11 protein-coding genes are annotated in these 12,531 nt (G+C 62.5%); 10 read left to right on the top strand and 1 reads right to left on the bottom strand.

The annotated features are described in order from the left end of the window. Positions 1-128 precede the first annotated feature (128 nt). The 6 genes from ACVWYF_RS14445 (at position 129) to kdpB (ending at position 6,950) form a co-directional block, all read left to right on the top strand. The gene (locus tag ACVWYF_RS14445) at positions 129-737 is read left to right on the top strand and encodes a hypothetical protein (RefSeq protein WP_457069174.1); all 609 of its coding nucleotides are present in this window, start codon (positions 129-131) and stop codon (positions 735-737) included. Positions 738-759: 22 nt separating this feature from the next. Next, a complete protein-coding gene (locus ACVWYF_RS14440) occupies positions 760-1,137 on the top strand; it encodes a hypothetical protein (protein WP_457069172.1) in 378 nt (125 codons plus the stop codon). 84 nt (positions 1,138-1,221) lie between these two features. Further along, positions 1,222-2,574, top strand: coding sequence for a sigma-54-dependent transcriptional regulator (locus tag ACVWYF_RS14435; protein ID WP_457069170.1), 1,353 nt, complete (start codon positions 1,222-1,224; stop codon positions 2,572-2,574). A 349-nt stretch (positions 2,575-2,923) separates the two neighbouring features. Continuing rightward, the gene (kdpF, locus tag ACVWYF_RS14430; RefSeq protein WP_457069709.1) at positions 2,924-3,004 is read left to right on the top strand and encodes a K(+)-transporting ATPase subunit F; all 81 of its coding nucleotides are present in this window, start codon (positions 2,924-2,926) and stop codon (positions 3,002-3,004) included. Between the two features lie 70 nt (positions 3,005-3,074). Further along, on the top strand, positions 3,075-4,778 hold the full coding sequence (gene kdpA, locus ACVWYF_RS14425) for a potassium-transporting ATPase subunit KdpA (RefSeq protein ID WP_457069168.1): 1,704 nt from the start codon (positions 3,075-3,077) through the stop codon (positions 4,776-4,778). Positions 4,779-4,904: 126 nt separating this feature from the next. Next, positions 4,905-6,950 (top strand): potassium-transporting ATPase subunit KdpB, encoded by a 2,046-nt coding sequence (kdpB, locus tag ACVWYF_RS14420; protein WP_457069166.1) that lies wholly within the window; start codon positions 4,905-4,907, stop codon positions 6,948-6,950. Here kdpB and ACVWYF_RS14415 read toward each other — a convergent pair. Then, entirely contained in the window at positions 6,913-7,512 is a 600-nt protein-coding gene (locus ACVWYF_RS14415; RefSeq protein WP_457069164.1) for a hypothetical protein, read from the bottom strand. The two genes, kdpB and ACVWYF_RS14415, sit on opposite strands and share 38 nt — an antisense overlap. 28 nt (positions 7,513-7,540) lie before the next feature. On the opposite strand from ACVWYF_RS14415, the gene kdpC reads away from it, so the two are divergent. From kdpC to ACVWYF_RS14395, 4 genes are all read left to right on the top strand, one after another. Beyond that, positions 7,541-8,101, top strand: a complete 561-nt coding sequence (gene kdpC, locus ACVWYF_RS14410; protein ID WP_457069162.1) for a potassium-transporting ATPase subunit KdpC — start codon at positions 7,541-7,543, stop codon at positions 8,099-8,101. 23 nt (positions 8,102-8,124) lie between these two features. Continuing rightward, positions 8,125-9,249 (top strand): porin, encoded by a 1,125-nt coding sequence (locus ACVWYF_RS14405; protein WP_457069160.1) that lies wholly within the window; start codon positions 8,125-8,127, stop codon positions 9,247-9,249. A gap of 126 nt (positions 9,250-9,375) precedes the next feature. Further along, a complete protein-coding gene (locus tag ACVWYF_RS14400; RefSeq protein WP_457069158.1) occupies positions 9,376-10,542 on the top strand; it encodes a sensor protein KdpD in 1,167 nt (388 codons plus the stop codon). A 147-nt stretch (positions 10,543-10,689) separates the two neighbouring features. Next, positions 10,690-12,486, top strand: a complete 1,797-nt coding sequence (locus ACVWYF_RS14395; RefSeq protein WP_457069156.1) for an ATP-binding protein — start codon at positions 10,690-10,692, stop codon at positions 12,484-12,486. Positions 12,487-12,531 lie beyond the last annotated feature (45 nt).

The following is a 12,531-nucleotide window of genomic DNA, read 5'->3' as shown; positions in this document are numbered from 1 at the left end:
CGGGCTTTTTGCGGCGCTTCCGGAGCCGGGCTGCTCTTGGCTGCTGGGGTTGCGCTGAGCGCTGGAAAAGCCGGGGTTCAGCAATTTTGCTTAATCTTACAGCCCCAACTCCTGTCATCCCGTTTTCCATGAAATCCTCGATTCTGACTCTGAGCGCGGCCCTGTTGCTGGCAGGCTGCAACCAGGCGGCTCCCGTTACGTCTACGCCCATGGCTACGCCCCCGGAAGCGGCCGCTACGCCGGCGGCCGTGGCCCATGCCGACTCGGCCAAAACTGCCCTGGCCGCTCCGCCCCCCGATGCCGTGGCCACTACGCCAGCAACTGCCATGCCCGCCCTGACCGCAGTTGAAACCCTGAAAGCATCGTTCCGCTTCCGGCCCGCCCCCGATGCTGACGACCCCGCCCACCCGCGCACCAGCGCCCACCTGGTGGTGCAGGGCAGCGCACCAATGGATATCGACCTGGGTAAATTCGAGGGCAAGCCCGATGTGGTGGACGCCGCCAAGGCCAAAGCCGCCAACTTCCCGCCCGGCATGCTCATGGGCTTCCGCAGCTACTCGGCCGCCACCGGCACCAGCTCCGATTTGGCCGTGCTGCACGTTGATGGCCGCCGCCTGCGCGTGGTGCAGCGCCGCGTGGAGGAAACTGCTCCCGAAGGCGGCAAATTCGAAACTTCCCGCGAAGTGCCACTGCCGGCTAACACCAAAGTAGTGGCCGCCGCCATGACGAAAAAATAGCTGAAAATGCGTAGGTTAGGGCATGGAAACGTCCTCTCTCCTCGGCCCGATGAAGGGTGCCACGCACCGCGAAGTCGGCGGCGTACACGTTGATGTAGTGCCCACCGGCAACGCCCGCGTCAAGCGAATTGTGTACCCGGTGGGCTTTCGGTGGTCGAAAAACCTTAAAGACATTGTGGGTACGCCGCTGTGCATGCACGCGCACGTCGGTTTTCTGGCCAGTGGCCGGATAAACATCCAGTACGCCGACGGTGCGCTGGAAGAGTTTGCGGCCCCGCAGGCGGTAGCCATTGCGCCGGGCCACGACGGCTGGGTGGTGGGCAACGAGCCCGCCATTCTAATTGAATTCGACTTCGAGGGCGAAACCGTGGCGCGTATGGGACTGGCCAGCCGGCCCTAGCTGCCCAGCCATAGCAGGAAGGTGCAAACAGCGGCCGGCGTAGCTTTGACGGGCTTTTTGCGCCCATCCTTTACGCCCCCGCCCATGCCCACTGGCACCATTCTGCTCATCGACGACGAAGCCATGCTGCGCCAGGCCGTGGCCCGCACCCTAGAGCTGGAAGGCTACCGCGTGCGCCAGGCTCCTGACGCCCTACGCGGCCTCGAAGACCTGCGCGAGCACGCCGACGAAATTCTCGTGGTGCTGAGCGACGTGAAGCTACCCGACGGCCGTGGCCTCGACCTGCTGCCCCGCTACAAAGCCCTCGCCCCGCTGGCCGAAGTAGTGCTGATGACGGCCTACGGCACCATTCCGGACGGTGTGCGCGCCATGAAGGAAGGCGCGTTCGACTACCTCACCAAGGGCGATTCCGACGACCAGCTCATTGTGGTAGTGGACCGCGCCGCCGAAAAAGCCCGCCTCCAGCGTCGCGTGGCCGATTTGGAAAAAAAGGTAGGGGCGCAGTATGATTTCGATTCGATGATTGGGCACTCGGCCGCGCTGGAACAGGCCAAAAAGCTGGCCCAGCGCGCCGCCCCCACCGACAGTACCGTGCTGCTGGAAGGCCCCACCGGCGCGGGCAAGGAGCTGTTTGCCCAGGCCATTCACCAGGCCAGCCCGCGCCGCAGCAAGCCGTTTGTGGCCGTGAACTGCTCGGCTTTTCCGCGCGATTTGCTCGAATCGGAGCTGTTTGGGTACCGGAAAGGGGCCTTTACGGGGGCGCTGGCCGATAAAAAGGGGCTACTGGAAGAAGCCAGCGGCGGCACCATTTTCCTGGATGAAATCGGGGAGCTGGAGTTGAATGTGCAGGCCAAGTTCCTGCGGGTGCTGGAGACGCGGCAGTTCACCAAGCTCGGCGATACCCGGCCCACCAGCGTGGATGTCCGCATTGTGGCCGCCACCAACCGCAACCTGCGCCAGGAAGCCGAAGCCGGCCACTTCCGCCCCGACCTCTACTACCGGCTGGCCGTGTTCACGGTGCCCGTGCCGGGCCTGAACGAGCGCCGCGACGACGTGCCCGAATTGGCCAATTACTTTCTGCAATTCTTCGCCGCCAAGCTGCGCCGCCGCCTGCGCGGCCTCGCGCCCGAGGTGCTGGCCCAGCTGCGCGCCCACGACTGGCGCGGCAATGTGCGCGAGCTAAAGAACGTGCTCGAACGCGCCGCCATCCTGGCCGACGGCGACACGCTAACCGTGGACGACCTGCCGCCCGAATTCCACCACATCCTGCCCGCCCCGGGCCTCGACGAAGCCGCCGACCACACCTTGCGCACCCAGGAAAAACGCCAGATTCGGCAGGTGCTGCTCGATACCGGCGGCAACAAGATGGAAGCCGCCCGCCAACTCGGCATCGGCACCAAAACGCTGTACCGCAAGATTCAGGAGTACGGGCTGTAGGCGGGCTGACTAGCTGACCACTGCCGCAAATACCGGGTTATTCTGACCACCACACCGGGTCAGAATGACCCGGTTTTCTGCGTTTAGGCTGGTTGGGCTGTAGAGTGTACATAAAAATAGTATACTGATTATCAGATTAATAAATAAAATTTTGGTTCCGTCCATCCGAGGTGGACCCCGATTGGCAAGGGGCCTTGGGCAACCCTGTTAAAATCCCCGCTCATGAATCCCCTTCTGATGGTTCCCTTGCTCTCCGCCCTTGGCCTGGCCGCCTTCTGGCTCTTCTACCGCTCGGTCGACTTCTTCGACCGCATCTGATTTCTCATCTCATCGCCTTGCCGCTATTGCTATGATGCTCGCCCTGCTTTTGCTCTCCCTGGTCACGTTCGGCTACCTCTGCTACGTGCTGCTGAAACCAGAGAAATTCTGATGTGGGGGCGGGGCCAAGCCCTACCGGGTACAACCCCGCGCCCTACCTCGCCTTCACAACCTCAATACCCATGAACAAAGAACTTCTCGGCATCCTGCTCATTTTCGGCAGCACGGTGCTGCTAGCTATTCCGCTGGGCCGCTACCTGGCCACCGTTTACCGGGGCGATAAAAGCTGGACCGATTTCCTCGCGCCGTTCGAGCGCCTGCTGTTCCGCATCGGCGGCATCGATGCCAACCGGGGCATGACCTGGCAGCAGCACCTGGTGGCGCTGCTCACCATCAACCTGGTCTGGTTCATCTGGGCCATGTTCGTGCTCTGCACCCAGGGCAGCCTGCCGCTCAACCCCGACCACAACCCGTCGATGACGCCCGACCAGGCCTTTAACACGGCCATTTCCTTCCTGGTGAACTGCAACCTGCAGCACTACTCCGGCGAGTCGGGCGTGACGTATTTCTCGCAGGTGTTCTGCCTGATGTTCCTGCAATTCGTGACGGCCGCCACCGGCATGGCCGCCTGCATCGTCGTCTTCAACGCCCTGAAAGAAGGCACTGCCGAGAAGCTCGGCAACTTCTATAACTACTTCGTGAAGAGCATCACCCGCGTGCTGCTGCCACTGTCGCTGGCCGTGGCGCTGGTGGTGGTGTTCCAGGGCACGCCCATGACCTGGCAGGCCAAAGCCCCCATCGTGACCGTGCAGGGCGACTCCGTGAGCGTGAGCCGTGGCCCGGCCGCCGCCCTGATTGGCATCAAGCAAATCGGCACCAACGGCGGCGGCTTCTTCGGCGTCAACTCAGCCCACCCGCTCGAAAACCCCACCTACCTCACCAACGCGGTGGAGAACGGCGCGATTGTGCTCATCCCCATTGCCTTGGCGCTGGCATTCGGCTTCTACCTGGGCCGCCCCAAGCTGGGCTGGATGGTGTTTGGTGTGATGACGGCCGGCTACCTGCTGCTGCAAGTGCCCACTGTGGCCCTCGAAATGCACGGCAACCCAGCAATTAGTCGCCTGGGCATCGACCAAAGCCTGGGCTCGATGGAGGGCAAGGAAGTGCGCCTCGGCGCGGCGGCCTCGGCGCTGTGGGCCATCCAAACTACGGTCACCTCGAACGGCTCGGTCAATGCCATGCACGACTCGCTCACGCCCATTTCGGGCATGAACACCCTGCTGGGCATGATGACCAATGCCTTCTACGGCGGCGTGGGCGTGGGTTTCCTCAACTTCTTCGTCTTCATCATCGTGGCCGTGTTTATCTCGGGCCTGATGGTGGGCCGCACCCCGGAATTCCTGGGCAAGAAAATCGAGGCCCGGGAGATGAAAATTGCCATCATCATCGCCCTGCTGCACCCTTTCCTGATTCTGGTGGGCACGGCCATGGCCACGCATCTCTACGCCGGCCACCCCACCGAATACGCCGGCTGGCTGGCCAACCCCGGCTACCACGGCTTCTCCGAGATGCTCTACGAATACACCTCCTCGGCCGCCAACAACGGCTCCGGCTTCGAGGGCCTCGGCGACAACACGCCGTGGTGGAACATCAGCACGGGCTTCGTGCTCATCCTGGCCCGCTACCTGCCCATCATTGGCCCGGTGGTCATAGCAGGCTTACTGGCCCGCAAGAAATTCATTCCCGAAAGTGCCGGCACTCTGCGCGTCGATACCGCCACCTTCGGCGTGATGGTCTTCTTCGTGATTTGGATTATCGCCGCGCTGGCCTTCTTCCCCGCCTTGGCGCTGGGCCCGCTGGCCGAGCATTTCACGCTGTATCAATAGCCGTAGCGTGGACTCTGCGAGTCCGCGTTCCGCCAAAACGATACCCAAACAATACCTGACCGGCGCGGAAACGCGGACTCGCAGAGTCTACGCTACACCACTACGGTCCTTTCGCTGACATTCTCAATGGCAACCAAATCCCAATCCCTCTTTCAACCCGCGCTGGTCCGCGAAGCCGTCGGCCAGGCCTTCGTCAAGCTCGACCCGCGCATCATGTTCCGCAACCCGGTGATGTTCACCGTGGAAATCGGCACGGTGGTGATGTTCCTCGTCACCATCGGCCTACTACTGAAGCCCGATGCGGCGCAGGGCAGCTTCGGCTACAACTTCACGGTGTTCGTGGTGCTGTTTCTGACGCTCCTTTTCGCCAATTTCGCCGAGGCCATTGCCGAGGCGCGCGGCAAAGCGCAAGCCGATTCGCTCCGCAAAACCCGCCAGGATACGCCCGCCAACGTGCGCCAGCCTGACGGTTCGATGGTCGCCATGAGCTCGGCCCAGCTCCAGAAAGGGCAGGTGTTCGTGGTCGAAGCCGGGGAATTGATTCCCACCGACGGCGAGATTATCGAAGGCTTGGCCACGATTGACGAATCGGCCATTACCGGCGAGTCGGCCCCCGTGATTCGGGAGGCGGGCGGCGATAAATCGTCCGTCACGGGCGGCACCAAGGTGCTGAGCGACCGCATTGTGGTGCAGGTGACCACCGCCCCCGGCGAGTCGTTTCTGGACAAGATGATTGCGCTGGTGGAAGGCGCTTCGCGGCAGAAAACGCCCAACGAAATTGCCCTCACCATCTTGCTGGCCGGCTTTACGCTGGTGTTCGTGATTGTGTGTGTGACCTTGCAGCCCTTCGCCGAATACTCGAAAACACCCATTGCGGTGGCCTCGTTTATCGCGCTGTTTGTGTGCCTGATTCCGACCACCATCGGCGGGCTGCTCTCGGCCATCGGCATCGCGGGTATGGACCGCGCCTTGCGGGCCAACGTCATCACCAAGAGCGGCAAGGCCGTGGAAACGGCCGGCGACATCGATGTGCTGCTGCTGGATAAAACCGGCACCATCACCATCGGCAACCGCAAGGCGACGCACTTCTGGCCTGCGCCGGGCGTGGGCATGCAGGAGTTCATCGAGCAGGCCACCGTGAGCTCCCTCACCGACGAAACGCCCGAGGGCAAAAGCATCGTGGAGCTGGCCCGCGACAACAAAGTGGACCCCGCCCAAATCCGCAATCGCCTCGAAGGCGCGGAACTTATCAAGTTCACGGCCGAAACCCGTTCGTCGGGTGTCACGCTGGCCGGCGGCACCCGCATCCGTAAGGGCGCGGCCGATGCCATCCGCAAGCTGGCCGAAGCTGCCGGTCAGGTGTACCACGACGACGTGGCCGACCGCGTGAAGGCGGTAGCCAGCAACGGCGGCACCCCGCTGGTGGTGAGCGAAAACGACCGGGTGCTCGGCGTAGTGGAGTTACAGGATATCATCAAGCCAGGCATTCAGGAACGGTTTGCGCGGCTGCGGGCCATGGGCATCAAAACCGTGATGGTGACCGGCGACAACCCGCTTACCGCGAAATTTATCGCCGAAAAAGCCGGCGTCGATGACTTCATCGCCGAAGCCAAGCCGGAGGACAAGATGCAGTACATCCGCGCCGAGCAGCAGCTGGGCAAGCTGGTGGCCATGATGGGCGACGGCACCAACGATGCCCCCGCCCTGGCCCAGGCCGACGTGGGCGTGGCTATGAACTCGGGCACCCAGGCCGCCAAGGAAGCCGGCAATATGGTCGACCTCGACAACGACCCCACCAAGCTCATCGAAGTGGTCGAAATCGGCAAGCAGCTGCTCATGACACGCGGTACGCTCACCACGTTTTCAATTGCCAACGACGTAGCCAAGTATTTCGCCATCGTGCCCGCGCTGTTCATGGTGGCCATTCCGGCCTTGGGCGCGCTCAATGTAATGGGCCTAAAGTCGCCACAATCGGCCATTCTCTCGGCCGTGATTTTCAACGCCCTCATCATCCCCGCGCTGGTGCCGCTGGCGCTGAAAGGCGTGGCGTATAAGCCGGTAGGAGCCTCGGCCCTGCTGCGGCGGAACCTGCTGATTTATGGCCTCGGCGGAGTGATAGTGCCGTTTATCGGGATTAAGATTCTGGACCTGATTGTGGGGGTATTTTTGTAGAACGCGGCAATTGAACGAAGCTGAAATCACGCGCAATGACGTAGCCAGTGCCGATTAGCAGCAGGTGACGCAGCGGATTTATGGGTGACGTATTCTCCATGTCGCCCTGGAAATACGTCGCTGCGCCATACTCTCTGCAAGCCTCAATAACAGCTCTGGCCACTGTAGCTGGTGCATCAGGGAGAAACATGCCGGAACCATCGAGCAGGTTTTGCCGCAACACATTTTCACCATGATGTTTCCCCCCATTCAAGATGCAACGCCAGTCGCGCCAACCTTGGAATACTCCTTCGATTCTTCGCTGAATCTCGCCAAGCAGCTTCTCCGGGTCTTGAGGACGCGAATTAATGTAGAGAGTCACCAAGCTGCTGTTGTAGCTAAGCAGCAGCGGATGCTCCGAGCAACTAATGAATTTGCCTCGCATACCGGGCTTTAGATATGCTTCCGCTTTGTCGATAAAGTCAACCCGAAACTGTGCTTCAGGCATTGTTAAAACAGCGAAAGTGGTTTGTGCCACCATCACGGTAACCGTCTCATTATTTGGAATCGGGATGTCAGGCATGACTCAAAATTACATCTAAGTAAAACTCATGAAATCCCAACTCATTTCCTCCCTCCGCCTTACCCTCGCTATGATGGTGCTGTGCTGCGTCCTCTATCCCGCCCTAGTGTGGGCCGTAGCCCAGGCAGCCCCCGGCCAGGGCGAAGGCGTCCAAATTAGCCGCAACGGTCGCGTGGTGGGCTTCGCCAACGTAGGCCAGAAGTTCGACCGGCCCGAATACTTCAACTCGCGCCCCTCGGCGGCCGACTACCACGCCGACGGCTCCAGCGGCTCGAACAAAGGCCCGAGCAACCCCGAATATCTGGCCGTGGTGAAAGCCCGGCTCGATACCTTCCTGCTCCAAAACCCCGGCGTAAAAGCCGCCGACGTGCCTGCCGAACTGATTACGGCCAGCGGCTCGGGCCTCGACCCGCACCTTTCGCTGGCCGGGGCACTGGTGCAGGTGGCGCGGGTGGCGGCGGCCCGCAAGCTCGATGTGGCCCGCGTGCAAACGCTGGTGCAGCAGCAAACCGAAACCAACCCCGTGGGTCCCGACCGCGTGAATGTTCTCAAATTAAACCTGGCCCTCGACGCACTGACGGCCAAGTAGCTTCTTTTGCACAAAAATTTCCGATGAAACTTCCTGCTTTCCTGCTGCTGGCGGCCCTGCCGCTGGCCGCCGCTGCCCAAACTGCTCCTACCACCGACCCGAACCTGGCCGTGCCGGCACCCGCTGCTCCCGCCGCGCCTGTGCCCGGCCCACTCACCTACTACGGATTCGTGGACGGGTATTATTCCTACGATTTCAACCACGGCAATACCAACATCCGGCCCGGTTTCCTGTACTCTCACAACCGGCAGAATGAGTTAACCGTGAACCAGGGCCTAGTTGGGGTGCGCTACGACGATGGCAACGTGCGCGGGGCCGTGGGCCTGCACGCGGGCTCCTACGTATCGGCCAACTATGCGGCCGAGGACCAGGTGTTCAAGCACCTCTACGAGGCGTATGCCGGGTTCCGGCCCTTCAAAAAGGCGTGGCTGGACTTCGGGATTTTCGGCTCGCATATTGGGTTCGAGTCGGCCATTTCGAAGGATAACTGGACGCTGACCCGCTCGCTGATGGCCGAAAATTCGCCCTACTACGAGGCCGGAGCCCGCTTTACCTACGAAGTTGGCCCCAAGCTGACCCTGACCGGGCTGGTGCTGAATGGCTGGCAGAACATCCGCGAAACCAACCAGGCCAAGGCCCTCGGCACCCAGCTTCAGTGGAAGCCGTCGGACAAGATTCTTATCAACAGCAGCACCTTTTATGGCAATGAGCAGCCCACCGACTCGCTCATCCGCCGCCGCTACTTCCACGATTTCTACATCACCTACGCCGCCACCGACCGCGTCAACCTAGCCGTGGTGTTTGATGTGGGCAAGCAGAAAAGCGCCAACAACTCCACCCACGATACCTGGCACACGGGCGCGGCTTTCGTGAAGTACAAGCTGGCGGACCAGTTTTCGACCACCCTGCGCGGCGAGTATTACTACGCCGAGCGCGGCGTCATCATCAACAGCATCAAGCCCGCCCTCACCGATGCCGATTTTCGGGCAGCCGGCGGTTCCCTCAACCTCGACTACCTGCCCGCGTCCAACGTCGCTTTCCGCGTAGAAGGCCGCTTCCTGCGCAGCCGGGATGCTATTTTCCAGCACGAAACGAATGCGAGCCGCAACTACGGCAACATCACGACGAGCATCGCGCTGTCGTTTTAGCAGGTCGTTCAACGATGTAGAGACGCAACATTTTGCGCCTTGTCGTTGAACGATTTGGGCTAAAGGACTGGCGCGGTGTAGAAAGGACGATAGATGAAGCACTACGCTCTAATTTTCCCCAATCACATGAACCCCGCCGCCGACCCCCGCGACCAATCTGCCGAGCGGTTTCTGCGCCTGGTGCAGGCGCGGCGGCGCGGCACCCTGAAGGTGTATCTGGGCCTGGCTGCCGGCGTAGGCAAAACCTTTCGCCTGCTCCAGGAAGCCCACGACCTGCACCAGCACGGCGTGGATGTGCTGCTCGGCTACGTGGAAACGCACGGCCGCGCCGGCACCGTGGCCGAGCTTCAACATGTGCCGCTGCTGCCCCGCAAGCAGGTTTTTTATAAAGGCCACGCGGTGGAGGAGATGGACGTGGAAGCCATCATTCAGCGGCGGCCGCAGGTGGTCATCGTCGATGAGCTGGCGCACAGCAACGTGCCCGGCTCGCGCCACGAAAAGCGCTGGCAGGACGTGGAATACCTCGTGGCGCAGGGCATTTCGGTGATTACGGCCGTGAACGTGCAGCACCTCGAAAGCCTGCACGACCAGGTGCTGAAAATTACCGGCACCGACGTGACCGAGCGCATTCCCGACCAGCTGCTGAAAACCGCCGACGAGGTGGTGAACGTGGACCTGACCGTGGGCGAGCTGCGCGCCCGCCTGGAGGACGGCAAGATATACGACCCGGCCAAAGTGCCCACCGCGCTGGCCAACTTTTTCCAGGCCGAAAACCTGCTCCAGCTGCGGCGGCTAGCGGTGCGCGAGGTAGCCCAACTGCTGGGCCGGCAGGTGGAGTCCGAAGCCGGCGGCGCGCCCGCCGTGCTGCCCGCCCGCCGCAACGACGACCGCCTGCTGGCCTGCATCAACTCGAATGACAAGGCCGCCCGCGAAATCATCCGCAAGGCCTCGCGGCTGGCCGACCGGTTCTCGGCGGCCGCTTGGTACGTGCTGTATGTGCAGACCGGCCGCGAAACGGCCGAGCGCATCGGGCTGGCCACGCAACGCCATCTGCTCAATAACTTACAGCTGGCCACCGAGCTGGGCGCCCAGATTCTGCGGGTGAAGGACGACGACGTAGTAGCCGCCATCCGGCGGGTGGCCCACGAGAAGGAGGCCACGCTGCTCGTGTGCGGCATCACCAGCGAAAAGGGCCTGTGGGGCCAGCTTGCGCGGCGCGGCGTGACGTCGGATTTGCTGCGAGCCGTGGCGGGTGATGGCACTGATTTGGACGTGTATCTGGTGACGTATTGAGTTCCTGAGTAAACCCAGAACGTCATGCAGAGCGCCGCGAAGCATCTTGCCCGCAGTAGTAATCAATAGTTTTAGCAACGAAGCGGGCAAGCTGCTTCGCGGCGCTCTGCATGACGTTCAAAGGATAAGATAAGTCCCCCCAAACCCATGAACCTCAAGACCAAAATAACCACTGGCTTCCTGGCCATGCTGCTGCTGCTGCTTAGCATCGGGGGCTACGCGTACTACTCGCTGCGGCAGCTCGACCGCAGCTCGCGCGACGTGCTCAAGGCCAATTTGTATTCCGTGAATCTGGGTTTGCGCATGCTCAAAAGCCTCGACCAGCTGGCCCGCCAGCCGCTGGCCGATACCGCCGGCACGGCCGGTTTCCTGGCCGCTCTGCGTGCGGAAGCCCGCAACGTGACCGAACCCGGCGAGCAGCAGGTCGTCGATGACTTGCAGAGCCTGACGCAGCAGCTGCGGCAGCATCAGCAGGCGGCCCGGCGGGCAGTGGCCACCGGGCCGGCCAGTCCGCTGGGCATTGCCGCCGAGCCGTACCGGCTGGGCGCTCTCACCTACCAGATGATGGCGCTGAATACCGACGCGCTGAACCGCAAAACCGAAGCCGCCAACCAGCGCGCCGACCAGGCCAACCGCAACCTGCTCGTCTTCATTACCCTGGCCGGGCTGCTGGCCTTGGCCTTGGTGGGCAGCGTGCCCGAAGCCGCCGTGCAGCCCCTGCGCAAGCTCACGGCCGCCCTCGACCACGCCACCGCGCGCGACTTTTCGGCCAGCATTCCGCAGGAAAGCCACGATGAGTTCGGGCAGGTAGCCCGCGCCTTCAACCGCATGCTGAGCCAGCTACGCGAATACCGCACCTCCACCGCCGCCGAGCTCATAACCGAGCGCAACCGCGCCGCCAGCATCGTGAATACCCTGGACGAAGGCCTGCTGCTGCTCGATGAAAACCGCCACATCCTGCTGGCCAACCCCGTGCTGTGCGAGTTGCTGGGCCTGCCCGTGACCCAGCTGGTGGGCCGCCCGGCCGCCACCGTGCGCCTCGAAAACGACTTGTTCCAAGCCATGCTCAAGCCGCTGGATGCGCCCAACCGCGAGGCCGCCGTGGCCGAAGCGCCGCTGCTGCACATTGCCCAGCGCGGCGAGGAGGCGTTTTATCGCCTGGCGGTGCAGGATTTGGTTTCCTTCAACGAAGCCACCGAGAAAACCGAGTTTGTGGGCCATATCCTGACCCTGCGCAACGTGTCCGATTTTAAGAAGCTCGACCAGGTGAAGTCGAACTTCCTCGCCACCGTATCGCACGAGCTGAAAACGCCGCTTTCCAGCATCAACCTCAACACCAAGCTGCTTCAGGATGAGCGCCTGCCCGCCGATGAGCGCCAGCGCGTGATGGGCTACATCCGCCAGGAGACTCAGCGCCTCCAGCGCATGGTAGCCGAGCTGCTCGACGTGTCGCGCCTCGACGCCGGCGCGGGCATCCAGCTCGATGTGCGGCCCACCAGCCTGGCCGATGTCATCGGCTACGCCACCGCCACCGTGCAGCCCCAGCTCGCCGACAAGCGCCTGCGCCTGGAGCTCCAGCTGCGCGCCGACCTGCCCGAAGCCCGCGCCGACGTGGAGAAAACTACTTGGGTGCTCATCAACTTGCTGGCCAACGCCATCCGCTATTCGCCCGCGGGGGCACCCCTCACGGTGCGCGCCGCCGTGGCCGGGGCCTTTGTGCAGGTGAGCGTGCAGGACCACGGCCCGGGCATTGCGGCCGAACACCACGAGAAAATCTTCCAGCGCTTCGCCCAATTGCCCGATAAGTCCGGCTACCGTGGCGGCTCGGGCCTGGGCCTGAGCATTGCCCGCGAGTTCATCACCACGCAGGGCGGCCGGCTGTGGGTGGAAAGCGAGCTGGGCAGCGGCAGCACGTTCAATTTCACCCTGCCGGTGGTGGGGTAGTATATCCGGCAGAATTGTACCTTGGCAGTATCGGCGGCGCTTCAC

Source organism: Hymenobacter sp. UYAg731 (genome assembly GCF_054061335.1).
Note: the sequence above shows the minus strand (reverse complement) of the source record. Positions and strands in the feature narration are given on the sequence as shown.